Origin of the sequence: Ureibacillus endophyticus (genome assembly GCF_003628435.1) — a bacterium.
Lineage (GTDB): Bacteria > Bacillota > Bacilli > Bacillales_A > Planococcaceae > Ureibacillus > Ureibacillus endophyticus.
In genome coordinates, this window is sequence record NZ_RBZN01000005.1 from 68,810 (window position 1) to 95,230 (window position 26,421).

29 protein-coding genes are annotated in these 26,421 nt (G+C 34.7%); 4 read left to right on the forward strand and 25 right to left on the reverse strand.

Features of this window, described 5'->3' with window-relative positions; all coding sequences use genetic code 11:
* Nucleotides 1–84: 84 nt before the first annotated feature.
* From lepA to gpr, 3 genes are all read right to left on the reverse strand, one after another.
* Nucleotides 85–1,917, reverse strand: a complete 1,833-nt coding sequence (lepA, locus tag D8M03_RS03745; RefSeq protein ID WP_121213399.1) for a translation elongation factor 4 — start codon at nucleotides 1,915–1,917, stop codon at nucleotides 85–87.
* A 268-nt stretch (nucleotides 1,918–2,185) separates the two neighbouring features.
* Nucleotides 2,186–3,070 (reverse strand): stage II sporulation protein P, encoded by an 885-nt coding sequence (gene spoIIP / locus D8M03_RS03750; RefSeq protein ID WP_121213338.1) that lies wholly within the window; start codon nucleotides 3,068–3,070, stop codon nucleotides 2,186–2,188.
* 48 nt (nucleotides 3,071–3,118) lie between these two features.
* Complete coding sequence (gpr, locus tag D8M03_RS03755) at nucleotides 3,119–4,156, reverse strand: GPR endopeptidase (RefSeq protein WP_121213339.1); 1,038 nt, start codon at nucleotides 4,154–4,156, stop codon at nucleotides 3,119–3,121.
* Between the two features lie 164 nt (nucleotides 4,157–4,320).
* Between gpr and rpsT the strand changes: the two genes are divergently transcribed.
* A complete protein-coding gene (rpsT, locus tag D8M03_RS03760; RefSeq protein ID WP_121213340.1) occupies nucleotides 4,321–4,572 on the forward strand; it encodes a 30S ribosomal protein S20 in 252 nt (83 codons plus the stop codon).
* 120 nt (nucleotides 4,573–4,692) lie between these two features.
* Here rpsT and holA read toward each other — a convergent pair whose 3' ends face one another.
* Complete coding sequence (gene holA / locus D8M03_RS03765) at nucleotides 4,693–5,703, reverse strand: DNA polymerase III subunit delta (protein ID WP_121213341.1); 1,011 nt, start codon at nucleotides 5,701–5,703, stop codon at nucleotides 4,693–4,695.
* Between the two features lie 174 nt (nucleotides 5,704–5,877).
* Between holA and D8M03_RS03770 the strand changes: the two genes are divergently transcribed.
* Nucleotides 5,878–6,042, forward strand: a complete 165-nt coding sequence (locus tag D8M03_RS03770) for a YqzM family protein (RefSeq protein WP_121213342.1) — start codon at nucleotides 5,878–5,880, stop codon at nucleotides 6,040–6,042.
* 47 nt (nucleotides 6,043–6,089) lie between these two features.
* On the opposite strand, the gene D8M03_RS03775 is transcribed toward D8M03_RS03770, so the two are convergent.
* The 12 genes from D8M03_RS03775 to D8M03_RS03830 form a co-directional block, all read right to left on the reverse strand.
* The gene (locus tag D8M03_RS03775) at nucleotides 6,090–8,162 is read right to left on the reverse strand and encodes a DNA internalization-related competence protein ComEC/Rec2 (RefSeq protein ID WP_245987445.1); all 2,073 of its coding nucleotides are present in this window, start codon (nucleotides 8,160–8,162) and stop codon (nucleotides 6,090–6,092) included.
* A 193-nt stretch (nucleotides 8,163–8,355) separates the two neighbouring features.
* Nucleotides 8,356–8,928, reverse strand: coding sequence for a ComE operon protein 2 (locus D8M03_RS03780; protein WP_121213343.1), 573 nt, complete (start codon nucleotides 8,926–8,928; stop codon nucleotides 8,356–8,358).
* 65 nt (nucleotides 8,929–8,993) lie between these two features.
* On the reverse strand, nucleotides 8,994–9,629 hold the full coding sequence (locus tag D8M03_RS03785; protein ID WP_121213344.1) for a helix-hairpin-helix domain-containing protein: 636 nt from the start codon (nucleotides 9,627–9,629) through the stop codon (nucleotides 8,994–8,996).
* 81 nt (nucleotides 9,630–9,710) lie between these two features.
* Nucleotides 9,711–10,457, reverse strand: a complete 747-nt coding sequence (locus tag D8M03_RS03790; RefSeq protein ID WP_121213345.1) for a class I SAM-dependent DNA methyltransferase — start codon at nucleotides 10,455–10,457, stop codon at nucleotides 9,711–9,713.
* A gap of 2 nt (nucleotides 10,458–10,459) precedes the next feature.
* A complete protein-coding gene (gene rsfS, locus D8M03_RS03795; protein ID WP_121213346.1) occupies nucleotides 10,460–10,798 on the reverse strand; it encodes a ribosome silencing factor in 339 nt (112 codons plus the stop codon).
* A 43-nt stretch (nucleotides 10,799–10,841) separates the two neighbouring features.
* Nucleotides 10,842–11,396, reverse strand: coding sequence for a bis(5'-nucleosyl)-tetraphosphatase (symmetrical) YqeK (yqeK, locus tag D8M03_RS03800; protein ID WP_121213347.1), 555 nt, complete (start codon nucleotides 11,394–11,396; stop codon nucleotides 10,842–10,844).
* On the reverse strand, nucleotides 11,383–11,955 hold the full coding sequence (locus tag D8M03_RS03805) for a nicotinate-nucleotide adenylyltransferase (protein ID WP_121213348.1): 573 nt from the start codon (nucleotides 11,953–11,955) through the stop codon (nucleotides 11,383–11,385). Before D8M03_RS03805 ends, yqeK begins: the two co-directional genes overlap by 14 nt.
* A gap of 13 nt (nucleotides 11,956–11,968) precedes the next feature.
* Nucleotides 11,969–12,274 (reverse strand): ribosome assembly RNA-binding protein YhbY, encoded by a 306-nt coding sequence (gene yhbY, locus D8M03_RS03810; RefSeq protein ID WP_121213349.1) that lies wholly within the window; start codon nucleotides 12,272–12,274, stop codon nucleotides 11,969–11,971.
* 18 nt (nucleotides 12,275–12,292) lie between these two features.
* Nucleotides 12,293–13,129, reverse strand: a complete 837-nt coding sequence (aroE, locus tag D8M03_RS03815) for a shikimate dehydrogenase (protein ID WP_121213350.1) — start codon at nucleotides 13,127–13,129, stop codon at nucleotides 12,293–12,295.
* A 706-nt stretch (nucleotides 13,130–13,835) separates the two neighbouring features.
* Entirely contained in the window at nucleotides 13,836–14,939 is a 1,104-nt protein-coding gene (yqeH, locus tag D8M03_RS03820) for a ribosome biogenesis GTPase YqeH (protein WP_121213351.1), read from the reverse strand.
* Entirely contained in the window at nucleotides 14,936–15,460 is a 525-nt protein-coding gene (locus D8M03_RS03825) for a YqeG family HAD IIIA-type phosphatase (RefSeq protein ID WP_245987446.1), read from the reverse strand. Before D8M03_RS03825 ends, yqeH begins: the two co-directional genes overlap by 4 nt.
* Nucleotides 15,461–15,601: 141 nt before the next feature.
* Nucleotides 15,602–16,384, reverse strand: a complete 783-nt coding sequence (locus tag D8M03_RS03830; RefSeq protein WP_121213353.1) for a phosphatidylserine decarboxylase — start codon at nucleotides 16,382–16,384, stop codon at nucleotides 15,602–15,604.
* Nucleotides 16,385–16,526: 142 nt separating this feature from the next.
* Between D8M03_RS03830 and pssA the strand changes: the two genes are divergently transcribed.
* Both pssA and sigK read left to right on the forward strand, forming a co-directional pair.
* A complete protein-coding gene (gene pssA, locus D8M03_RS03835; RefSeq protein WP_121213354.1) occupies nucleotides 16,527–17,066 on the forward strand; it encodes a CDP-diacylglycerol--serine O-phosphatidyltransferase in 540 nt (179 codons plus the stop codon).
* Nucleotides 17,067–17,184: 118 nt separating this feature from the next.
* The gene (gene sigK, locus D8M03_RS03840) at nucleotides 17,185–17,934 is read left to right on the forward strand and encodes an RNA polymerase sporulation sigma factor SigK (RefSeq protein WP_121213355.1); all 750 of its coding nucleotides are present in this window, start codon (nucleotides 17,185–17,187) and stop codon (nucleotides 17,932–17,934) included.
* 262 nt (nucleotides 17,935–18,196) lie between these two features.
* On the opposite strand, the gene mtnN is transcribed toward sigK, so the two are convergent.
* The 9 genes from mtnN to D8M03_RS03885 form a co-directional block, all read right to left on the reverse strand.
* On the reverse strand, nucleotides 18,197–18,889 hold the full coding sequence (mtnN, locus tag D8M03_RS03845; RefSeq protein WP_121213356.1) for a 5'-methylthioadenosine/S-adenosylhomocysteine nucleosidase: 693 nt from the start codon (nucleotides 18,887–18,889) through the stop codon (nucleotides 18,197–18,199).
* 60 nt (nucleotides 18,890–18,949) lie between these two features.
* Entirely contained in the window at nucleotides 18,950–19,633 is a 684-nt protein-coding gene (locus D8M03_RS03850; protein ID WP_121213357.1) for a YrrS family protein, read from the reverse strand.
* A 189-nt stretch (nucleotides 19,634–19,822) separates the two neighbouring features.
* Nucleotides 19,823–20,308 (reverse strand): transcription elongation factor GreA, encoded by a 486-nt coding sequence (gene greA / locus D8M03_RS03855; protein WP_121213358.1) that lies wholly within the window; start codon nucleotides 20,306–20,308, stop codon nucleotides 19,823–19,825.
* Nucleotides 20,309–20,640: 332 nt separating this feature from the next.
* Nucleotides 20,641–21,279, reverse strand: a complete 639-nt coding sequence (udk, locus tag D8M03_RS03860; protein ID WP_121213359.1) for a uridine kinase — start codon at nucleotides 21,277–21,279, stop codon at nucleotides 20,641–20,643.
* Entirely contained in the window at nucleotides 21,280–22,545 is a 1,266-nt protein-coding gene (locus D8M03_RS03865; RefSeq protein WP_211330861.1) for a peptidase U32 family protein, read from the reverse strand. It lies immediately after the preceding gene.
* A gap of 28 nt (nucleotides 22,546–22,573) precedes the next feature.
* On the reverse strand, nucleotides 22,574–23,506 hold the full coding sequence (locus D8M03_RS03870) for a peptidase U32 family protein (protein ID WP_121213361.1): 933 nt from the start codon (nucleotides 23,504–23,506) through the stop codon (nucleotides 22,574–22,576).
* Between the two features lie 5 nt (nucleotides 23,507–23,511).
* Nucleotides 23,512–24,144 (reverse strand): O-methyltransferase, encoded by a 633-nt coding sequence (locus D8M03_RS03875; RefSeq protein ID WP_121213362.1) that lies wholly within the window; start codon nucleotides 24,142–24,144, stop codon nucleotides 23,512–23,514.
* 232 nt (nucleotides 24,145–24,376) lie between these two features.
* Nucleotides 24,377–25,495, reverse strand: a complete 1,119-nt coding sequence (gene mltG / locus D8M03_RS03880) for an endolytic transglycosylase MltG (RefSeq protein WP_121213363.1) — start codon at nucleotides 25,493–25,495, stop codon at nucleotides 24,377–24,379.
* Between the two features lie 348 nt (nucleotides 25,496–25,843).
* Nucleotides 25,844–26,362, reverse strand: coding sequence for a DUF1292 domain-containing protein (locus D8M03_RS03885; RefSeq protein WP_121213364.1), 519 nt, complete (start codon nucleotides 26,360–26,362; stop codon nucleotides 25,844–25,846).
* Between the last annotated feature and the right edge of the window lie 59 nt (nucleotides 26,363–26,421).

A 26,421-nucleotide genomic window follows, 5' to 3' on the forward strand; every position in this document is an offset into this window, starting at 1 on the left:
GAGGGAAGGAATTTTTGAAATATTCCACCAATTCAAAATTTCTATTTTAAAAAAACCGCCACATTTTCGTGACGGTTCCATTTTTTACTTTTTATTCGTGTCATCCATTTTCAACACAGCCATGAATGCTTCTTGTGGTACTTCTACAGAACCAACTTGCTTCATACGTTTTTTACCTTCTTTTTGTTTATCAAGAAGTTTACGTTTACGCGAAATGTCACCACCGTAACATTTTGCTAATACGTTTTTACGTATTGCTTTAATTGTTGAACGAGCAATAATTTTTTGACCAACAGCCGCTTGAACTGGGACTTCAAATTGTTGACGTGGGATTAGCTCCTTCAATTTCTCTACGATTACTTTTCCTCGTTCATAAGCAAAGTCACGGTGTACGATAAAGCTTAATGCATCGACTTGTTCACCGTTAAGTAGAATATCCATTTTACTTAACTTAGAAGGCTTGTACCCTGCTAATTCATAATCGAAGGATGCATAACCTTTTGTATTTGATTTTAAATAATCGAAGAAGTCATATACGATTTCCGCTAACGGCATATCATATTGAATGCTTACACGCGTTGAATCAATATAGTCCATACCGATGAAATTACCACGCTTTAATTGACAAAGTTCCATAACAGCACCAACAAAATCGTTTGGTACCATAATTGTCGCTTTTACATAAGGTTCTTCAATGCGATCAATTTTTTGTGGGTCTGGCATCATAGATGGGTTATCGATTTTAATTGATGTTCCATCTGTTAAGAATACTTCATAAATTACGGATGGAGCTGTCGTAATTAAATCAATGTTAAATTCACGTTCAATACGCTCTTGAATGATTTCCATGTGTAATAATCCTAAAAAACCACAACGGAAACCAAAGCCTAATGCTTGTGAAGTTTCTGGTTCATATTGTAATGCTGAGTCATTTAACTCCAATTTTTCTAGTGCCTCACGTAAGTCATTGTAACGTGCTGTATCAATCGGATATAGACCACAATATACCATTGGATTTAATTTACGGTATCCTGGTAACGGTGCTGCAGCAGGATTAGTTGCAGATGTTACTGTGTCCCCTACACGTGTATCTCCTACATTTTTAATAGATGCAGTTAAATAACCAACATCCCCAACAGTTAATTCTGTTTGAGGTACAGCTTTTGGTGTGTGGATACCCACTTCAACAACTTCAAACTCTGCACCTGTTGCCATCATACGAATTGTATCGCCTGGTTTTACAGTACCATTTACAATACGTATAGAAATAATTACACCTTTATAAGGGTCATATAAAGAGTCGAAAATTAGTGCTTGCAATGGTGCATCTGGATCCCCACTTGGCGCAGGAACTTTTTCAACAATTTGTTCTAAAATTTCTTCTATACCGATACCTGCTTTTGCAGAAGCTAAAACTGCTTCTGAAGCGTCTAGCCCAATCACATCTTCTATTTCTTGGCGTACACGTTCAGGATCAGCAGCAGGTAAATCAATTTTATTAATAACAGGTAAAATTTCTAAATCATTATCTAATGCAAGGTAAACATTCGCTAATGTTTGAGCCTCGATTCCTTGAGCAGCATCAACTACTAATATTGCACCTTCACATGCTGCTAATGAACGAGATACTTCATAAGTAAAATCGACGTGTCCTGGTGTGTCGATTAGATGGAATGTATATGTTTCGCCATCTTTTGCTTTGTACTTTAATTGTACGGCATTTAATTTAATTGTAATTCCTCGTTCACGCTCTAAATCCATCGAGTCCAATAATTGAGCTTTCATTTCACGTTGCGTAACCGATTTTGTCTGCTCTAAAATACGGTCAGCTAAAGTAGATTTACCGTGATCGATATGTGCAATTATAGAAAAATTTCGTATGTTTTCTTGGCGTTTTAAACGTTCTTCCCGATTCATGTTATGTCCACTCCCAATCAAATACGCCTCCCGCGCTTATTCTACATACTTGTAGAAATAATGCCTGTAAATACAATCTTAGGCATGCGCTGGAGGCTTTAACCTTTATCAGTATAAATTTTACTAATAAATTATTTTAGAAACTTTCTTGTGAGAAAGTTTTTATTACTATTTTAAAAAAGGCTAAACTAATTTGAATTATAGCAGTGAGACATAACCTTTAGCAATGTTGAGTGAGAAAAAAATTTACAAACAAATAAATACACAGTTATTTTTTAGCTATTTGCTGATTGACGAAAGATTTTGAGATTGCCTGTGCCAAAACAGCAATTGTTCGATATACTTCATCTTCTGTGTTATCAATACCACCAATTTCGATTAAAAGCAGGGATTTAGATAAGTCTTGATTATAAACCCCGTCTACTCCGGCACCTTTCTTTTCGATAATGCCTCTTGATAGATTCGGAACGATTTTATTTAATGTTTGACTCAGAGTATTTGCATAAGAAAGGTTTGACTTATAATTTGGATTTTCCGCACCAATAACAAAGGCTACCTTAGCATACTTCACCTTATTATGCGTAATAGTGGATTTATCAGCACCTGTTGCATCCCTATGAATATCTAATATGAGGTCATAACTATTTTGTTCCAATTCCTTACTAATATAAGGTCGAACTGTTTTGTATGCTGATGCCATTGTCACGCCCTTTTGTTTCATTACTGACATAACATCAACATCAAGAGTCTTTGCATTAAGCCCGTTTAGCCGAAAATAATCTTCCATCACTTGGGACATGGTAAACAAATTTGTTTGATCATCATAAACAGCTACCTTGCCCTTTTCGGTTTTTACAAATGGCTTATAGGTTTCATGAGAATGCGTAAATACAAATAATACATCAAAAGAATCTACTGAAGGGGTAACGTCTGTTTCCGTTTGGGTTTGCTCCTCGGGTGTAATCTCTACAGGTGTGTCTGTTGGAGAAGCTTCTTGTGTACTAACATCCGCTGATGCAAAGACGACTTGCTTTTCTTCAACTTGAGGAGGTTCATATTTTTCGTTGTTTGGAAAAGGCAATAGTCCTGCAATGATGGGTAACATAAAAAAGAAGAATAAAAAAACTGCTAGAACTTGAACTTTTTTTAACATGACATCCTCTCCTTCCACTACATTATGGAGAGAAGAGGATGTTTAGAACTACTTTGATTTTTTAACTTTTTGATCCAACCAACTAAATAAACATTTACTAATTAATAGAGAATATTTAGTAATCCATACGTCTACTTCTTTAGGAGTTACAATCAATCTTTCAGGATGAGATGCAAAAGCTTCTTCAAATAATTGAAGTCGATCATTTGTAGACCATGTAGACCATTCACCAAAAATAGGTTTAATTAAATCTAAATTTACTTGAGCATTTGGGTCTGGAGTCCATGAGCGAACAGACAATTTACCAGAAGGCTTATTTTTTTCCTCAATTCTTGCAGCTATGGATCTAAATACATGGTCAATTGCATCAGCAATAATGACTGTCGCATCAACTACAGTAGGAACACCAATCGCTGTTACAGGTACTCCCATTACTTCCTTTGAAACTTCTGTTCGTTGATTCCCTACCCCTGAACCTGGATGGATACCAGTGTCTGTAATTTGAATCGTTTTACATAACCTTGAGCTACCTCTTGTTGCTAAAGCATCGATTACCAGAACAAGGGATGGTTTTATTTTTTCTGTTAAGGCAAGAATAAAATCACTTGTTTCAAAACCAGTTTGACCAGTTACTCCAGGTGCGTACATAACGAAATGGTCACTAGGATTTTCCGAATGCTCCGTTTGCATCGCATCAATAGCAAATGGCCCAACTGCATCAGGTGTAATTGTCTTATTACCAAGACCTACAACAAGAATTTTACTATCTTGTTTAATTTCAATATCTTTATGGATATCATCTAAATATTTTGTGAAGGCTTTTTCTAATTGTTCAAAACCATTTTGGTCATCTATTGTTAAAGTCGGAACAGAGAGCGTAATATATTTCCCTTCTTTTTTACCAATTTGCTCCTGCCCTATTTTATCTACATTAACTCTAGTTATTTTGACTCGACCTTCGTTAAATTCCTCAATATTGACACCGCTCGATTGTTGTAATCTTTCCTTCTGTTGCTTGGTCTGATGCTCAACTACCTCTTTAGATTCATCAATTAAATCGGTTCTGCTCCAGTTAACTTCTATCATTATTAATCACCTCATAAATATGTTGGTCAAACTGTCAAGTAAATATTCTTTGCATTTATGTATTGCAATTATTCTCATGGTTTGGTAGAATGATTTTTGTTGTATTGACAAACGCAATAGTTGAGAAGATACTCATCTCGTACCTTATTTAGGAGGTGAAAGATATGCCAAACATTAAATCTGCAATTAAACGTGTTAAAGTTGCTGAAAAAGCAAACGTTGCTAACTCTCAAGCAAAATCTGCAATGCGTACTACAGTGAAAAAAGCTGAACAAGCTATCGCTACAGGCGCTGATAACGCTAAAGAATTAGTTGTAGCAGCTTCTAAAGCTCTTGACACAGCAGCTTCTAAAGGTCTTATCCACAAAAATGCAGCTGCTCGTAAAAAATCACGTCTAGCTAAAAAAGCTAACTAATGAAACTGCGAAGATCAATTCTCTTATGGGAATTGATCTTTTTTCATTTGGCAATTTCTCCAAAATCCATCATAAGAAACAAAAAACCACCCTCTTAAGGATGGTCTTTTTCATTGGTCTTTATAGAGCTCTTAATAAAAACATTTCTAATAATCGCTCTCGATTTCCCCCAGTAGATTTTAATTTCAAATCGATTTCAGCTAAATTATGTAACGCTTTTAGTAATCTTTCTTCACTTGGTCGATTACGATTTTCCAACATCAACTTTACACGGTAAGGATGTATTTTTAATTGTTTTGAAATTTGAGTTGGGTGATAGCCCTTTTTTTGCAAGTAATAAACATTGTTCATTGTACGAATATTAGATGAAAGAAGACCAACAAGCATAATAGGCTCTTCCTTTTGGCGAAGTAAATCATGATAAATCTGTACAGCCTCTGCATTTTGACGGGACAAATAAGCATTTAACATTTTAAAAGCATCATGCTCCAACGTTTTGGCAACAAGATTTTCTACAATATCTACTGTAATATAACTCTCTTCTCCTAAATACAAACATATTTTTTCAATTTCAGTCTGTAATTGAAGCATATTTGCTCCAACCATTTCTACCAATTTATCAACTGCTTCGTCATAAATATTTTTATTAAAGCGACTTACTTCTGTTCGAATCCAAACTGCCAAATCGTTTTCTTTCGGTGTTTCTGCATGAAGCATCACACTTTTTTCTTTCATTAATTTTGTTATTTTCTTCCGTTCATCTAATTTTTCATAAGGAGCAATCAGAATTGTTATTGAAAAATCAGATGGGTGGTTTAACCAGTTTTCAAGCCGTTTTAAATCATGTTCTATCTTCTCTTTACCTTTTTCAGCTGCTTTTAAAAATGAAGCATTTTTAGCAATCACAAGTTTTCTTTCTGAGAAAAAAGGAAATGTATCAGCTTCATCCATCATCAAATCAACAGGAGACTCTTCTAAATCAAAAATGGATGTTTCAACTTCTTCTGTAGTACTTAAAGCATTCTTTATACGTTTTACAGTTTCATCTACAAAATAGGATTCCTCACCATAGATGCAATAAACAGGAGCGATTTGTCCATTATTAATATCTTTCCATACTTTTGTAAACATTTTGTGCACTCCTTATTGTTATACTAATATTAGTATACATGTTTTTTTATTTTTGGTCGTAGGTATGTATAAATTGTGTCAACAATACAAAAGGTAGTTAATAGAATTTGGCAGATTCTATATAGATTTTTACTATGTATTGACTTATAATTACTTTGAGTAGGAGGGATAGGTATGGCTTCACATAATGAAAACGTTGTAACACACAATCCTTTTGAAGGTAAAAATGGCGCTTCAATGCGTAACCAAGCAACAGATGCTGCAGTAGGATTTGGTGTTTCTTTCGTATTCTTCGCACTTATGTTTATTATTGCAACAATTATTGATGTAGCATCTTAATGCTATTAGGAAAAAGGACTTCTCTTTTCGAGATGTCCTTTTTTCTCTTATTTAGGATAACTGATATCCATTTGGTTATCCTTAACTGATACTTCGATAGTTCCTACTTCACCGGTTGTTAGTATATTCAAATTTAGCTTTTGAAATCTTTCTACTACTTCATTATGAGGATGTCCGTAACGATTATTTTCACCTGCACTGAAGATTGTTAAATTAGGTTTTAAATTCGAAACAAATTCTTCACTACTTGATGTTTTACTGCCATGATGTCCTGCTTTTAATAGCTGAATATCTTTTAAATAAGGGTACAGTCGTAACATCACTTCTTCCCCCTCTTTCTCAAGGTCACCTGTAAATAAACCTCGAAATGCCCCGCTTGTAATTAAAAGCACAAGAGAATCATTATTCCCTTCATAATTAGTCTCTACTGGCCATAGATAACTAAATGAAATCTCATCAATTTTCCAAGAGTTGGATGCCATTTGTTCTTTAACCGGAACCTTTTGATTTTTAGCTTCTGCTAATAAGTCCTTCATCACGTCTTTATGATAAGAATTAGGACTAATGTGTATCTCTCCTATTCTAATCTCTTCTAAAACCTCCTCTGCACCTTCAACATGGTCTGCATCCGCATGGGTAATAATTAACTTATCTATTTTTGTTATTCCCTTCCCTTTTAAATAGGGTACTACGACTTGTCTCCCCACTTCATATGGGCGATTATTTACTTTCCAAGCATCTTGATCAAATCTTAATAATCCACCAGTATCAATCATGTAAACGGCCTTTCTCCGTGGCAATTCCACAAGAATACAATCCCCTTGTCCAACATTAATAAAAGTTATTTTCAAATCGCTAAATAGCTTTCCTGAGAAATGGAGTATTACTAGCGGTATACACAATAGCAAAATAGTTTTAATTAATTTTGATTCGTTCTCTAGCATATAAAAAATGATAAAAATTGATAGATATGCCACAATCATTAATACAACTGTTGGTTTCCCTGGGTTCCACATTTGATAGGGAAGGCTTTGTAAGAAATTAATGATATTAGTTAATAACTCCCGAATAGGTTCATATAATGTGAATAATAAATTAGACAATAACCTTGGAGCAAATGATGCGACTAATAAAAGTATATTAATAGGTAAAATAACAAAACTAAATAGAGGTACAAAGAGAATATTAACAAAAAAGGATGAGATACTTATCTCATAAAAGTGGAAAAGTAAAAGAGGATAAACGAGTAACTGACATACAAAAGTAATGAAAAAAGACTGTACAAGCCAAGAAGAAAATCGTTGAAGAATTTTTCCTGAATAAATTAAACTTGCTGTCGCTAAATAAGACAGTTGAAATCCTATCTGGAAAATAGACCATGGCTCAATAAATACAAATAGAATAAACGTTATCGATAATGCATCATCCACTGATAAACGCCATTTTAAACGGCTTATGAGTAGTAGCTCGACTACAGTTACTGCCCGCCAAACGGAAGGGGCACCACCGGCAAGTATGCCGTATATCGGAAGGATAACTAGAAGAATCAACGTTGCGAATTCTCTTCTTATTCTTAAACGTATTAATCCTTGAAAAAATATGAGTGTTACAATAGCAACATGTAGCCCAGAAATCGCAAATAAATGGGTGATCCCAAGCTTTTGGTAAGCTCTAGTCATCTCATCATCAACTTGTTCTTGTAACCCTATGAGCAAGGCTTGTGCTTCGCCTATAAGGGATTCAGGAAATGCTTGTTCTATATGCATTTTTAGTTTAAAACGTTGTTGATTTATTTTCTGAGCGATGGATTTTTTTGTACCAACATAAGACCATTTTGATATTTCTAGAGTCCCGATAGCACCCTTACTTTTTAAATATTTTTTCATATTAAAAGCATATTGATGTGCTTGTCTATTTGGCTCTACAAGTTCACCAGAGACTATAAATTGTTCTCCAGCTAATGAAATATGTTTATATTGTTCTATTTCGTTTTCAGAGGTAAAAGTATACACTACATAAATCTTTCTACCTTGTGAGTCTTCCATAAAACCGCGCAATTTATTACCACTAAATTTATATTCATGTGTCCAAGTTAGATTTTCCGGCAAAGGTAGTGGCATTTCTAATTTCCTTACCTCATCTGAAACATAATAATAGAATACGAAACAAGTGATGAAAACACCGATTATATGTGCAAAATGCAATCTCTTATAGATGAGAAATAAAACTAGAAGAATTAGTATAAACAAAAGCCTCACCGATTCGAAGGCTGCTATTATGGCAACTAGAATTGATAAGGCATAGTAAATCCATTTACATTTGAACGATATCAAATAACGATTTCACCTTCTCTTCAAAAGGTTTTAATTCTACTTCTGATGCACCAAGACTCCGAAGTTTCGTTAGCATCTCAATAGCTAAATCTAACTTTTCATCCTTTAAAAAATCGATTTTTGACTCTTCAAAAGGAATTTGAACGACATTTACTTTTGCTTTTTCAAATAGTTCCATAGCATATGGACTATTTTTGTAATCGTTGGCATAGTAAACATTTTTAATTCCTGCTTGAATGATGGTCTTTGTACAATGTAGACATGGAAAATGTGTAACATAAATATCAGCACCATTCGATGATGTTCCATATTTTGCACATTGTAATAATGCGTTCGTTTCTGCATGTATAGTACGAACACAATGATTATCTACGACATAACACCCTTTTTCAATGCAATGTTCATCGCCTGAAATCGACCCGTTGTAGCCGCCACCAATAATTCTTTTATCTCGAACTATCGTTGCCCCAACAGCAAGTCTTGTACAAGTGCTTCGTAAAGCTAATAAATGACTTTGTGCCATAAAAAACTGATCCCAAGTAATTCGCTCCATATGACTACCTCCAAACTCTATTACATTTAGTTTAGATGTAAAAAAAGAATCATGCAATGTCATATCTACTTAATATCTATTAATTCTTTTAATTTTTCGAAGGTTTTGTCACCAATACCAGAGACATTTGTCAAATCTTCAATATTTTTAAATGAACCAGTTTCTTCTCTGTAAGCTATTATCGCTTGAGCTTTAGATGGTCCGATGCCAGGAAGAGTTGTAAGTTGTGATTCATCTGCTGTATTAATATTTATTTTCCCGGCCGAATTTTTTGATGCTTGTCCGCTCGTAACAGTTTGTTCTATTGGAAGATCTGCTAGTTCTTCTCCCTTTTTAGGTATATAGATGACCATTTCATCTTGAAGTTTTTGTGCATGATTTACTAGGTTTGTTTCTGCTTCATTTGTATATCCACCAGCAAGTTGGATTGCATCAATTACTCGATCTTCCGTTGTTAACTCGTATACACCAGGAGAAACTACTTCACCTTTCACATCAACCATAATATTCAAAATAGTAGGCTGTTCATCGATTTTATTGTCAGTATTAAATTGTTCGCTTTGTTGTTGTGGAATTGTTGTTATACTTTCAAAGGATTCTTCCTTTGAGTCTTGTTGAAGGTAATAAAAAAGGATAAGGATTAAAACAAAGCCGGGGAATAGCAGTGTTTTAGTATATTTTTGCAAAAGATGCTTAAACATAAAAACACCTCACAACAGAAGGTGTCATATGGAGTATACAAATAATATACATAATTTCCCTTCTGTTGAAAAGGTGTTTTTTTATTTAATTGCACGTATAAAGATTCGTTCACTTTCATCTGTTGGATTTTCATTATGCCAATCAGCTGTAATTTCAACTTTAGAAAAGCCAATATTCGTCAACCATTCAACATATGTCTCTAATGGAAAAGTTCTTTGAAAATGTTCTTCGTCAAACCGTTCAAAAAGTTCTGTCGTTTCATCTTTTACAAAGAAAGTCATCTGATGATAAACCGAATGTTCATAATCAGCAGGTTCAGTATACCAAATATAAGTAATATTTCCATCATCATAAGTAAAAGGACTATCCATGAAAATTTCATCCATCTTATAAAGGGAATGCACATCAAAAAATAATTGTCCACCATCCCGTAAAATGGTATAGATTCTTTTCAATGTTTCTACTACCGAACTTTCCTCATGTAAATAGTTAATTGAATCAATCGGTATCGTAACAACATCTATTTCTGAAAAACCTTCAATTTGGTCCATCGACATTGCAAACAGAGGTATTGAAACCCCTACCTCTTGAAAGCGATCATTTGCAACAGCCAACATTTCCTCAGATAAATCAATGCCTGTTACATCATATCCAGCTTGATGAAATTGTAAGGTAAGAGTACCTGTACCACAGCCCACATCTATTAAAGTCGGGTAGTCATTACTTGGTGCATATTTCATAACCCAATTGACATATTCATCGTAAGGTATATCTTGCATTAGCTCATCATAAATATGAGCGAATCGTTGATAACTACTTTGTGACATAATTATTGAATATCCAATTGAGGAGCATCTCCCCAAAGTCTTTCTAAATTGTAAAATGCTCGTTCATCTTTATGGAAGATGTGTACAACTATATCTCCAAGATCGACTAAAATCCAACGAGCTGAATCAAATCCTTCCACTCGTTTAATGCTATAACCATTTTCTTCAGCTTTTTCTTGAACTTCTCTTGCAATAGCTTGAAGTTGACGGTCTGAATTACCGTGACAAATAATGAAATAATCTGCTAATAAGGAGATATTTTGCATATTTAGGACAACAATATCTTCCCCATGTTTATCGTCTATTGCTTTATAAGCTATTTGTAATAAGTTTTCTGACATTCTTCACTGTTCCTCTCTTTTATGCGTTCATCATTTCAAATTTTTAGGAAATGATGTCGTTAAAGCATTCAACTGATACTGGAAAAATTGGTTGCTTTGTTTGCACTAAAAATGTTAATGAGTGACTAACACAAGCTTCCAAAGCTAAATCTAAATTATCCTTTGCAATTTGGCGCAAATTCTCAACACCTGGAAATTTACGATTTGGTTCAATCATATCTGCAATGTAAATAATTTTTTCCAACTTTGACATTCCAGCTCTACCTGTTGTATGGAAACGAATCGCATTCAAAATATCTTCGTTAGTAATATTAAATTCATGTTGCGCTATCCATGCTCCTACAGGGCCATGCAAAATTTCTGAACCCCATTCGAGGAGTCTAGAATCAAGTCCATTCGTTTGAACTATCTCACGCATCCAATCTTCATCTGCGTATTTTGCAATATCATGTAAAATGGCTGCAGTTTCAGCTTTTTTTTCATCTTCACCGTATTGTTTTGCTAAAGATATAGCTGTTTCCATTACACCAATAGTATGAATATATCTTTTTTCAGGCATACGTGTTTTCACGATAGCTAAATAATCATCTCGCTCCATACAAACCTTCCTCTCGAATATATTCTTGAACACCTTCTGGCAACAAAAATTTTAACGTTCCACCATTTTTTAACCGTTTCCGAATTAACGTGGAAGATAAATTCAGCTCTGGAGCCTCTACCATCGTGATGTCATAGGAAGTTGTAGATTTCGTACCAGGTCGCTTTAAACCTACAAACTTAACAATTTGAACTAATTCATCGATATTGTGCCAAGTATGGAGGGAGTCGATCATATCGCCGCCAATAATAAAATAAAACTGAACATCCGGCTCTCTTCTACATAATTCAACCATTGTTTGATATGTATAAGAAATGCCTCCCATTTCTAACTCAATTGTTTCCATTTTAAAATGTTCATACGGTTCGATTGCAATTTCAACCATACGCAATCGGTTTTCCATAGAGGCATCCTCAATCATCTGCTTATGTGGAGCAATAGCATTTGGCATAAAACGGACTTCATCTAGTTGCAAAGCATCGTACGCCTCATTTGCCATTATTAAATGTCCAATATGAGGAGGATTAAATGTTCCTCCCAAAATGCCAACTTTTTTCATCCGATAATACACCTTACTTTTGGCTCGGTTTTGGTAATACAATTTTTTTATTATTTCGTGATTCCTTATAAAGCACAACAGTTAAACCAATTAATTGAACTAACTCAGCACCTGTTCCTGCTGCAAGAGCTTCTGCAACATCATCTTTTTCTTCTTCACAATTGTCTAGAATACGTACTTTTATTAACTCGCGAGCTTCCAATGCATCACGTAATTGACAGAGCATTTGATCATTTACCCCACCTTTTCCAACTTGAAAAATTGGTGTTAAATGATGAGCCTCAGCTCGTAAAAATCTTTTTTGTTTGCCAGTTAGCAATTTTAGTTCCTCCTAAATTTAACAGGTTGTTACCTGTAATTCATCTATTAATTTTTTCGTTGTATGTTCTGTGTTAGGGTATTGTCCTAACCAATGATTAAAGGCAATCGCTCCTTGATGAACGAACATCCCTAGCCCAGTTACAACAATTGCATCTTTCTTTTGAGCTTCCAATAAAAATGGCGTCATTAAAGGATTATACACAATATCAGCCACAATTGTCCCTTGTTGTAATTTTTCTAAAGAAAGTGGTAGGCTAAATTCACCATTTGCTAAGCCAGCAGAAGTACATTGAATTATAATACCAAACTCGTCTAATCTTTGTTCTGCATCAGCTAATGATAATGCTTGTCCTTCACCTAGTTCATGAATGATTTCTTCAGCCTTTGCAACGGTACGATTTGTTATGGCAAGATTGCGATAACCATAATATTGAAGAGCAAACGCAATCCCTCTTGCAGCCCCACCAGCTCCAATTAACAGTACTGGTTTTTCCTTTTGACCATCCCCAACTGCTTCTTCAAGAGAATGAACAAAACCTGAACCATCTGTATTGTAGCCCTTTAATTTCCCATCAGCAGTACGAACAACTGTATTAACAGCCCCCATTTTTTCCGCCATTTCGTCCAGTTCATCTAGAAATGGAATAATCGCCTGTTTATGAGGAATCGTCACGTTCCAACCACTTGCTCCTAAAGTTTTTAAAGAAGCGATTGCATGTTCTAATTGCTCACTCTTTACATGAATTGGAATATAGGTTGCATCAATATTCAGTTCATCAAACCAACCATTATGCATGGCTGGTGATTTCGAATGCGCTATTGGATCCCCAATAACAGCAAACCATCTCTTCATAATCATCAAACCCCTTTATATAGAAATGCGGAGCGCGTTCGTTCAGCCGTGAAAGAAACTGGCCGACAAAACGCCACATCCTGTGTCATTGTCGGCACTCGTACATCCTTGTACTTCGGAGACTTCTGACAAGTGTGCTTGCACACGTAGGAAGAAGTTGAAGTTTCCGAACGGCTAACGCGCGGAGCTAGACATCTCCGAAATGCGGAGAACGCTTGCCCAGCTCTGACAACAACTGGAGGAATCGACAAAAGGGCGCTTTTTGCCCTTGAAGGCGATTCTGAAGTTGTCGAAGAGCTAGCGTTCGCAGCTAGACATCTCCGAAATGCGGAAGCGGCTCGTTTAGGCTCGACACGCGCTGGAAACTTCGACAAGAAGGCGCTTTTTGCCTTCGTAGGAGAAGTTGAAGCGTCGCGAGAGCCTAGCCGCTGTAGCTAGACAATCCGAAATGCGGAGCGCGTTCGTTCAGCCGTGAAAGAAACTGGCCGACAAAACGCCACATCCTGTGTCATTGTCGGCACTCGTACATCCTTGTACTTCGGAGACTTCTGACAAGTGTGCTTGCATCTGTCGCTACGCTTTCGATGCAGATAAATCGCACACGTAGGAAGAAGTTGAAGTTTCCAAGGAGCTAGTAGCTGTAACTGTACACTCAGAAATGTAGTAGCGGCTCGTGCACTCCGAAAGAACAGTTCAAATTACCCCATTATATTAACGAAGGACGAATAAACACTTCTACCCCTTTTGGAGCATGGGCTGCAACGACTACATTCGGATGTTGAACCGTAATCCAGCCAAGTCCCGAAATAACAACATCCGTTTTTCCATCCTTCACTGCAAATTCATGACGAACAAGCTCAGGTAGTTGATCAATATACTTTTCAGATGGTGGTGACAGTAATACACCTTTATGTTCTTCATATAAGGCATCGGCTTTTTCAAGTTTTGTCCGATGAATTGGTAAATCATTTGCGACATAAACTGTAAAAGCAGAACGTTCGCCTTTAATGAAATCAAATCTTGCAAGTGCGCCGATATATAAAGTTTGACCTGCGTTTTGTTGATAAACTTTTGGTTTGATTTCTTTTTTCGGTGTAATGTATTTTAATTCACTATTATCTATATGATGTGCCATTTGGTGATGATTAATTATACCAGGTGTGTCAAATAGTGAAGCGCCATCATCTAATGGAATTTCAATCATATCAAGAGTAGTACCAGGGAAATGAGATGTCGTAATTACATTTCCTTCTCCAGTTGCATGTTTAATAATTCGGTTAATGAACGTTGATTTACCTACATTTGTACAACCAACAACAAATACATTTTTACCTTCACGATAATTTTCAATGGCATCAACAACTTCTCTCATACCCATTCCTTTGTGAGCACTTACTAACATAACATCAATAGGTTGTAGTCCTAAATTTTTTGCTTCACGTTTTAGCCAATTGATTACCTTCTTTGGTTTTACCGACTTTGGTAATAAGTCTGCTTTATTCGCAACAAGTAAAACTGGATTTTTTCCAACGAATCGATGCAAACCAGGCAACCAACTACCGTTAAAGTCAAATATATCTACAATTTTTACGATTAAGCCATTTTGCTCACCTAGTCCATTTAAAATTCGTAGAAAATCATCATCCGTTAAACTTACTGGTTGAATTTCATTATAATTTTTCAAACGGAAACAACGTTGGCATATTACTGTTTCTTTCTCAAGAGAAGAAGCCGGAGCATAGCCAACTTCTTTCGGATTTTCTGTTTGAATTACTGCTCCACAGCCAATACAATTTGGCATTTCATTCATTTTTGTTCCTCCCAAGTCTTAATTCCTTTACGCTTTAACATATTAAATACTCGACGTTCTACAAAACGATTAAAAAGCGTAACAAAACCATCCGACTCTGCAACAGGTCGGACTAAGAAAGTATATAAGTTTAAACGATTGGCACCCATAATATCCGTTAACAATTGATCTCCCACCATGGCAACCTCATTTGTTTTTAAACGGATCTCTTTTAATGCTGCATAATAGGCATTTCCCAATGGTTTTCTCGCACGGTAAATAAAAGGAATACCTAATGGTTCTGCAAACCTTTTAACACGTTCCTCATTGTTATTTGATGCAATAATTACTCGAATGCCAGCTTCCTGTAATATGCCTAGCCATTCTGCAATTTCTTCTGTTGCATCAGGTCTGTCCCATTCAATGAGCGTATTATCTAAGTCTGTAATAATTCCACGTATTCCTAGTTTTTCAAGTTTTTCTGGTGTAATTTCAAAAACAGTATTTACATATTCATTCGGCAATAGAAAATTATACAACACTTTAACCCCTTAATTAAATTTTTTCACAATACTGACTTAAAAAGCTTTGAAAGTTTTATTAATCAGTAGTTCGTTTAAATACGTTTCAATGAGGAAAATAATGCCCTCAAATCATAAATTTGGTTAACTTTTATTTTTCGATTATATCATAATTGCTATTCGTTCACCCATTTTCACTTCATTGCCATGTTGGATGTTTTCTGTGAAGGATATCGTATTCTCCTCAAAAAACATGACTACCGTTGAACCAAAAGCAAAATAACCAATTTCTTCGCCTTTTTTCCACTGCTTAGACGTATTCGTTAATTTGATACTATTTACAAACATTGCTCCTACTTTTACTAAAGTAAAATTTTTATTATTTTGGTATTGTAACTCACTAATCATACGATAGTTATGGCTTAATGGTGTTTTTCCATATGTTAACCCCATTTTGTTGACTGGGTATGACTTGTTCCCTAAAACATATTGACGAATAACGGCAGCATCTAAAGGGCTATGAATGCGATGATAATTTGCTGGGCTTAAATAAAAGACAATATAACTACCGTTTATATATTTCTTAGCCAATTCTTCCTTACCAAACAGATCCGTTAATGTGTATGGTTTCTCTTTTACAGTAAAAACCGCATTTTCACGGATTGTACCAAAGGATTCAATTTTCGCATCAACCGGACTTACAAACGTTTTATCGTTAGCATCTATAGGTCTAGCATCAGTTTTTAGTTGTCTGGTGAAAAAATCTTGTAAACTTGTAAAACTGTTTATTTCCTTTGAAACTTCTTCAAGTTGTATTTCGTATACTTTACTATACTCTCGAATAAGCTTCTTACTAAATGAAGAGGTTACGAGTCGTTTTAACAAAAAGGAGCTATATTTTCCATTTGTTAATTCGATTAATCGTTGATATATTTTTTCTTTCATTGGTACCTCCAAGTTCTATAGAACCAAATATCCAAATAATTTAAAAGAATATAACATTTATAGGATATTTTGATTTACTTACAATTTATTATTTTTCGAAGTATAATATAAAAATACTAAGAGCGTAAAGGAGTGTTCCCCCATGTTTCTTATTCATATGGTGGATTCCACGATTAAAAAAGTAAAATCGAACGCTGCTAATTTAATTACCATTTGTAATTTGTCATTTGGTGGTGCCTCTATTTTGGCCACATTAAATGAATCTTATAGTTATAGCGTATTATTTATTTTTGTTGCGGCTTTTCTGGACCGTTATGACGGGAAAGTAGCACGAAAATTTAATCTAGAATCAGAATTAGGAAAACAATTAGACTCTATGGGTGATATTATATCATTTGGGGTTGCACCCGCCCTACTAATGTATGAAAATATCATGACGGATTTTGGTATGGTTGGAATGATTTTAACGATTTTGTACATTGCTTGTGGAGCTTTTCGTTTAGCACGATTTAATATAATGGATACTAAAGGATATTTCATTGGCTTACCAATTACTGTAGCCGGTACTTTCCTAACATTTTCTTACTTCTTCACAAAACTCGTAGAACCCCAAAGTTATTTATTTTTATTCCCAATCCTATCAATTTTAATGATTAGCACATTTAAATTAAAAAAAGTGTAAATTCGATCGATGCATCATCTATACGTATGCATCGGTCATTTTTTTACTATAAAATATTAATCATTTTCTATAAGAGTTTATCATATAATGTCGAAAAAGGCAGAAAGGATGACGTAATTTGAGCGGTATTTTTGCGTCACTCATGCAGCTCTGGCTCGATATTCCATCATTTTTAGGCTACTTAAAGGGGCAGGCATTTCATCGTCCTTTCACAAAAGAAGAAGAAGCAAAATGTATCGAACGATTTATGGCAGGAGACGAACAAGCGCGGCTTGATTTGATTGAACGAAATATGAGATTGGTCGCCCATGTCGTTAAAAAATTCCATCCACAACACGAACAATTAGATGATTATATATCAATTGGTACAATTGGATTAATGAAAGCAGTTAGCAGTTATACACCAGATAAAAAAACAAGACTTGCAACGTATGCTGCACGATGTATTGAAAACGAAATACTGATGCATTTAAGAGCACAAAAGAAAGTTCAAAAAGATGTATCGCTATTCGAACCAATTGGAGTGGATAAAGAAGGACAATCATTGCAAATTCGAGACCTGTTGCAACTTGATGAACAACCAGCAATCGATAAAATTGAACAAAAAGAGAGTTTCGAACAACTTTATGAATATTTAGGAACACTTGAACCACGGGAATTAGAAATAATTGTCTATCGCTATGGATTAAATAATAATGAACCATTAACGCAAAAAGAGATCGCTAAAAAATTGAAGATTTCTCGTAGTTATGTTTCACGTATTGAAAAAAGAGCACTTGTTAAACTGTATCAACAATTCAAACATAACCAGGCTGAACGTGAAAATAAAAAAAATGAAAATGAATTACGTTTCTCAAAGATTGATTAAATCCTTGGTAAAACTGAAAAAATAAAAGCTCATTTAATCTGTTTTGCAGGTTAAATGAGCTTTTTGATTAATGATTTGTTGATTGGCTATTTGCACCGAAGTAAATAAGAATTCCTAGAAGTGCTGTAATTGCTACTGACCCACCCATTAATAATAACATTGCGTAGACCTCCTTATTGTCTTTTTTACCTGCTTTTAATTACCATTCTATCTTACTTGCATTTTTTCAATTTCTCAAGTGCGTTTGTAAATATGCATAAGCTTATAATTTTTCGATTGTTTTTAAAACAATTTCTGTAGAATGTTTTGCTGCAATTGGTAAAAATTCATCGAAACTGATATTTGACTCTTTTCCAGCTATATCAGATAACGCACGAATTACAACAAATGGTGTATTAAATTGATAGCATACTTGCGCTACTGCAGCAGCTTCCATTTCAACAGCTTTCATTTGTGGGAAATAAGATCTTACTTTCTCAACTCGTTCTGGATCATTCATAAATGAATCTCCTGAACAAACTAATCCAACACCAACTTGATGCTCTCCAATTTCTTTTACAGCTTCTTGAGCCATTTTCATTAGTGTTTCATCGGATTTAAAAGCTGGAGGCATTTGTGGGACTTGCCCCATTTCATAATCAAAAATCGTTACATCAACATCGTGATGACGTACTTCATCAGATATAACAATTGCTCCTACATCCAAGCTAGGATCATACCCACCAGCAGAGCCAGTATTAATTACAACATCAGGTTTGTATTCGTGTAATAAAATTGTTGTTGACATTGCTGCATTGACTTTACCAATACCGCTTTTTAATAAAATAACTTCTTTATTTTGATATGTACCTATCGTATATTCACTATTAGCAATTGTCGTTACTTCTGGATTTTCTATTGCTTTGCGTAATAGTTCTACTTCTTCTTCCATTGCTCCAATTACTGCGATTTTCATAATTTCCTCCATTCTGCATCAACTTAACGATATATATTTTTCCACATTACGTCAATATTATTAATAGGAATTTGCTAGTTGATTTAGTTTTTCTACTTTTATAGGTTTCCATCCCTCATTTTCAATCCATTCAATATGAATACGATATTTATAAGCACGATTAGAATCATTTGAGGAAATAACTGCAACAGAGGAATTTGGATTCCCATTATTTTTTATTGACCAATAAATAACCTCATCTTCACTAAGTCCTACAACATTGCGGAATGTTTCCTTTTTCTCTTCGTAATCAATATGTCCTTCTTCATAAGCAGATACATGTTCACCTGTTTGTTTTGTCGGCGTAACTTGCCAGCTTGGGTTGACGATTACCTCGTCCACAATTGGATCATTTGATGGTTGAACAATTTGCTCACTTGCACTTACTACATACACATTTTCATTTTCATCAGACATATTTTCTGTTGAATAGTCATTGTTTGTTGGCTCATCATCTTCTGATTTATCAGTAACAACTTCCTTGGAGTCATCATTTTTTTTACTTTCAGTCACCTGATTTGTTTCTTTTACATTTTGTTTTTTGTCATCCCCCGTAAAAATACTTACCAAGTTCAGCACAATCAAAATCGAAACGATAGCGATAAGTACATTTAGAAGGCGATCCATCTTTTTACGTGGCTTTTTAGCTTTATAACGTTGTCTTTTTTCATGACGTGTAGAATTTTCAGACTTACCATTATTCATTAGATTGAAACCTCCTTCACATCTTAAATATACTATATTTTATCAATAATCGACCTATCATTTCCATTGTAAGCCCTGCATTTAATATAACTGTTACAAAATTGAAAAAGTCGACAAAATCAAATTGTTGATTTGTCGACTATAAATTAAATGGCTATGTATGAAAAGTTAGCCAAATCAATTATGAAATTATTTTGCAGCGCTAATTGAAACGATGCGAACTTCCATATCTCCACCTGGAGTTGTTAATTTTACGATATCATCTACTTTACGTCCTAATAATGCTTTTGCAATTGGTGAGTCATTTGAGATTCGGCCTTCGAAAGGATCTGCTTCAGCTGAACCAACAATTGTATATTCTTCTTCCTCACCATCAGGTAACTCGATAAATGTAACTGTTTTCCCTAAAGTGACGATATCGCTTGTACCTGCAGTTTCTTCTATAATGATTGCATTACGCAACATTGATTCAATAGCAGAAATACGACCTTCAACGAAGCCTTGTTCTTCTTTTGCTGAATCGTATTCAGAGTTCTCTGATAGGTCTCCAAAACTACGAGCTATTTTAATACGCTCTACTACTTCTTTTCGTTTAACTGTTTTAAGGTACTCTAATTCCTCTTCTAATTTTTGTTTTCCTGCTAATGTCATTGGGTACTGTTTTTCATTTGACAAGACAATCACTCCTTAAATACTCGCAATAAATTTATACGAAACAATACTATACACCTTATTTCGAAAAACGCAATCGTTTTCATTTTTGCGTTTATCAAAGGGTAGAATTTGTTTCATTTGTTTCATTCGGTTTTTAATATTGCTCCAACAGTATATACTTCGTTGAACAATATTAAAAAATCTAATAATAAAACCCGGTTAGTAGTTAAGCATATGAGACACTTACTTCAAATAGAAGCAATATTGTCAACTTAACTAGTAACCGAATTTTACATTTCACATATTAAATATCAATTAGTAATTGTAATTAATACCAACTGTAACACATCATATTACACATTGGTCATAGTTTCAAGAATTGTTTTAATTTTTGTAACCATTAAATCGATTGCGACTTCATTTTCTCCACCTTCTGGGATAATAACGTCAGCATATCTCTTTGTTGGCTCAATAAATAAATTATGCATTGGACGGACAGCAGTCAAATATTGTTCTATAACAGAATCAATTGTTCTACCACGTTCCTTAATATCCCGCTCTATACGACGAATTATACGTAAATCCGCATCGGTATCAACAAAGAGTTTAATATCCATTAATTCTCGTAAACGACTATCTTCTAAAACGAGAATACCTTCTAATATAATTACATCTTTTGGTTCAACATGGATAACTTCCTCTGCACGAGTATGATTAACATAATCATATACCGGCTTTTCGATAGCTTGACGATTCAATAAGCGATTCAAGTGCTCGATTAGTAAATCATTATCGAAGGCTAATGGGTGGTCATAATTTGTTTTTAAACGCTCTTCAAATGTTAGATGACTTTGATTTTTATAATAGAAATCTTGTTCAATGACAACAACAGAATGCTCTCTGAAAACATCATAAATGGCATGGGTTACACTCGTTTTACCCGAGCATGAGCCTCCTGCAATCCCTATTACTAGAGGACGCTTCTTTGACATTTATTTATTCTCCTTCCGCATCATGTTGAACTTGAACAACGGACGATCTACTTTAAACTTCACAATTTGTAATGGATGATTTGCTACTTCAATTTCTTGACCCTCTTCATCCCAAATTTGACCAACTTCCATTTTGAATGAATCAATTTCAGGACCGAAAAATTCAATTGTGTCCCCCGGTTTGAAGTAATTTCGTTGTTGTAATGTCACCATGTTAGTTTCTTCATCATAATCAAGGACTAGTCCTGCAAAATCCCATTTCATTTTTGGTGCATGGAATCCAAACATTTGTTGTTTATAACTTGGTTCACCTTCAAAGAAAGCCGATGCAGTTGCACGATTCGCACAACGATCAAGTTCCTCTAACCATTCTTTTTTGATTTTAAAGTTTTCTGGGTCTGCACAATATGCATCAATCACTTTACGGTATACAGAAATAACTGTTGCCACATAGTGAATAGATTTCATACGACCTTCAACTTTTAATGAATCTATACCTAACTCAATCATGTGAGGAATAGATTCGATTAATTTTAAATCTTTAGGACTCATCGCAAATGGCGCGTCACCTTCATTGAATAACGCTTTTTCTTCTCCATCTACATTTTCATAAAGATCATAGTCCCAACGACAACTTTGACAACATCCACCACGGTTGGAGTCACGAGCAGTCATATGGTTTGATAATACACAACGTCCAGAATACGCAATACACATTGCTCCGTGAACAAATGCTTCAATTTCTATATCCACTTCTTCTTTCATTTTCAGCATTTCTTCTGCACCGACTTCACGTGCTAAAACGACACGATGCAAACCTTCTTGCTTCCAATACTTTACTGCTTTCCAGTTAGATAAAGATTGCTGAGTAGAAAGGTGGATTTCGAGATTAGGTGCTACACGACGACAAGTTTCGATAATTAATGGATCGGCAACAATGATACCTTTAACTCCAGCACCTTCGATGGCTTGTAAGTATTCTTCAAGACCATCCATATTTTCATTATGAGCGAAAATATTTGTTGTAACATAAATTACGGCACCGTATTTATTTGCAAATTCGACACCTTCACGCATTTCTTCAATTGAGAAGTTGTCCGCATTTGAACGCAAGCCGAATTCTTGACCACCAATAAAAACTGCATCTGCCCCATAATGTACTGCAACTTTTAACTTTTCTAAACTTCCAGCTGGTGCTAATAGCTCAGGCTTTTTTGTGATAACAGTTTTTCCATTAACAACTTCACGTATATTTTTATTTTCAATTAGTTGTAACAAGTCGTACCCTCCGTTCTTAATACACTGTTTCTTTGTAGATGAATCCTGTATCTAACGGACGAATAGCAGGTTGAATTTCTTTAATTTTTTCTAATAGTTCGTCCTTAATTTCATCATACGCATCTTCACCGTTATCGAAGTATGCATCAATTGCTTGACGATAACACTTTGTAACAGTCGTAATATATTCTTCAGTTTGTAGAACACCATCAAATTTTAATGAATCAATTCCCGCTTCAAAAAGGTCCGTTAATTCATCAATTAGGCACATATCATTTGGCGAGAAAATATGTGTACCATTTAAGTCTTCATAAATTGGATATTTATTTTTTCTCTCTTTATCATGTAAAAACATATTTTTATTTTCTTTACGGTTCTCAATCTCCATTACTTCACCGCGATATAAGAAATAGTTTCCTAGTAGTGAACGCTTTGATTGGAACATCGCCGTCATACCATGAATTTGGACTTCAATTTCAGCTTTTGCATTTTCTTTTATTTCTACTACTTCATCCAATGACAACTCGCGTGCTAGAACCGCACGTTTTGCACCGCGTTCGTTCCAGTAGTTTACTTGGAACCAGTTCGTTGCAATTGTTTCAGGATTCCAATGAAGTGGAATAGTAATGCCTAGTTCACGAACAGCCATTACAACCGCAGGATCACCGAATAAAAGTGCATCAACACCAATTCGTTGCATTTCTTTTAAATATTCATCTAAATCATCTAATCGATCGTTATGGAATATAGCATTTACAGCAACATACACTTTTTTACCAGCTTCATGAATAATTGTTGTTGCTTGTTCTACATCATTTACAGAAAATTCTCCAGCTAAACGTAAGCCAAATTTTTGTTCACCAATCACAAATGCGTCTGCACCAGCTTCAATAAGTGCTTTAATATGATCTACAGATTTTGGTGTAACTAATAATTCTGGTTTTTTCAATTCATTCACCTCTTCAAACAAATTAACAATCCATCACCAATTGGGAAAAATGTACTTTCATAGTCTGGATGGTTCATAATCCAATCGGTAAAATTTTTCAAATTACGTATCATCGTTCTTTTACGACGAGGAACATCTTTTAAATCTAAATCAGATAAGCCGTGCATGTACATATTATCAATATACAAAATTCCTCCTGATGGTACTAGAGGAGAGTACTTTTCAAAAAATCGTTGGTATTGACCTTTTGCGGCATCTATAAAAATTGCTTCAAAAGTAGAGTGTATCGATTCCACATCTACTTCTAATGCATCCCCTTCAATGACTGTAATTCGGTTACCTTCTACAGAACGAGATAGAAAATGTTTTGCCATTGTTACTCGTTCAGGATCCCTTTCAACAGTTACAATTTTACAATCAGGTAAAGCAATAGCCATTCGTAATGCTGAATAACCAATTGCTGTACCTATCTCTAAAATATTTGATGGCTTTTGTATACGAAGAATTTGGTTCAATGCATCAATTGCAGGCAATTGCATAATCGGAACATGATGAATTCTTGCATACTCTTCCATCTCCATTAATAATTCATTACGTGGTTGAACTAAGGATTCTATATAAGCATCTGAAAATTCCATTGACGAACCCCTTTTATACATAATCTTCCGCCGAACTATGTCTGAAAAAGAAAAAAAACCAAACATGAAAGTTGGCACAATAAATTTAATAGTTTATGACAAAAAAATCACAATTTATAATATCACGAAAATAGAAGGAAAGCGAATAAACTTTATTAATTCTCTAGTAAAAAGTTTAAAAGTCAAACTTTTTTACAGAAATAATAAATTACACAATCCTTCTATCTCACAATTACTTTATATATTTTTCAACATTCACAAGGTGTTCATCATATGTTTTTGCAAAATGATTGTTACCTTCACTATCAGCTAAGAAATATAAATATTCTGTATTAGTTGGACTAAGGGCAGCTTCGATAGATATTTTCCCTGCATTAGCAATTGGCCCAGGTGGTAGCCCTTGGTTTACATAAGTATTATATGGATTATCCACTTCCAAATCTTCATATAATACACGATCTTTATGTGATCCTAAAGCATATAACACAGTTGGGTCCGTTTGTAATGGCATATTAATTTCCAAACGATTATAGAAAACACTAGCAATTGTTTCTCGGTCCGTTTTTGCCGTTGCTTCTTCTTCTAGAAGTGAGGCAAAGGTTAATAATTCATGAACAGACATTTCTTTTTCTTCAAGCATAGGTTTGTATTCGACAAGTATATCATTTGTTTGTGAAATCATTGTCGATATTATTTCCTCTAATGTAGGATTTTCTTCATAAAATGGATACGTTGCAGGATACAAATATCCTTCAAGAGCATAGCGAATATTACCATCTAATACTTCTTCTGTGATTAAATCCGGATACGTTGCCATCATATTTTGAATAAACTGTGGATCAACTATCTTATCCATAAATTGCTTAGCGGTATATTCTGTTTTCTTTTCAACTCTTTTTGCAATTTGCTCTAAAGTAAGTCCTTCAGGAATTGTTAATGCAAAGATTGGTTCACGGTATACTTTGCCCGTTTTTAAACTTTCAATAATTTCATCGAAAGTCATTGCCTGGGTCATTGAATAATTACCTGCTTGAAAGCTAGATTCATTTTTAAACTTTGTATAATACTTAAATATCCGCGCATCTTTAATAATCTCTTTTTCTTCAAGGATAGATGAGATTGCACTTATACCAGAACCCATTGGAATCTCCACTGCTATTTCTTTTGTAGATTCTGGATCAATAGGTTTTAATGCAGATTTCACATAAAAATAACCACTAACACCAACTATAAGTACGATTAATAAAACTACAAGTGTCACCATCGAAACTATACGGCGTACTATTTTTCCTTCTTTTTTACGCTGCTTCATTTTATCCATCATTTCTATTTTTTTTGCTTCATTATCCACCGACTTACCCCCTTGTATCTTTTAATATGATACAAGAAAACACAAATTGTGACAACAAAACCTGACACAAGGACTTGTGTCAGGTTTTGTCTGCACCGAAAGCGATAGCGGCAGGCGCAATACACTCTATTGGAAAGAGTTCCAAATTATGGAATAGAGGCGTGTTGTATCTGCACCGAAAGCGTAGCGACAGGTGCAACATTTCACTATTTCGATGCGAATCTGCTTTGTGTCAGGTTTTGTCTGCACCATAACCAGATACACAGTTGTTTAGTTCTTCAAGGTAATGTTACCAAATTCAAAATAAAAAGTGCTATGACACAAGGCCATAGCACAGAACTTTCACTATTATTGATTATTTAAAGAAGCTAGTTCTTTCTCAACATACTGCCATTCTTCATCGGTTTCAATTGGTAGAAGTTCTAACACTTCTCCCTTTTCTCCAGCAATGTATGCGGCAGCAAATATTTCGTTAATTTCCTCTTGATCTGCATAAGCATACAATATATACGATTTATTGTATTTTTCAATTTTAAATCGATGCAACACTTCGCAAACTATCTCTTCATCATCTTCGGAAGAAATTGTAAAGAAATCTTCAGCCCCATCAAACTCAGCAATTAACGTATTCATTACTTCATCGACCATATCCCATTCTTCCTCAGATTCAATGTCAGTGAAGTTCGTCATGTTGCCATTTTCATCTAACTCATATTTCAGAGCAGAGATGTCTCCACTTTCTTCATTGTTATCATTCACTAAGGAATAAAGGACATATGAATGTTCATCTGAATCAAAAGTGAAAATCACTTTACATCGTTGTTCTGAACCATCCTCTAATTGTACTGTGAAAAATTGCTCGTCCACACTAACACCTCCAAAAAAATAAAAGGTAGGCAATGCTTGTGCCTACCTAATATGTTCAA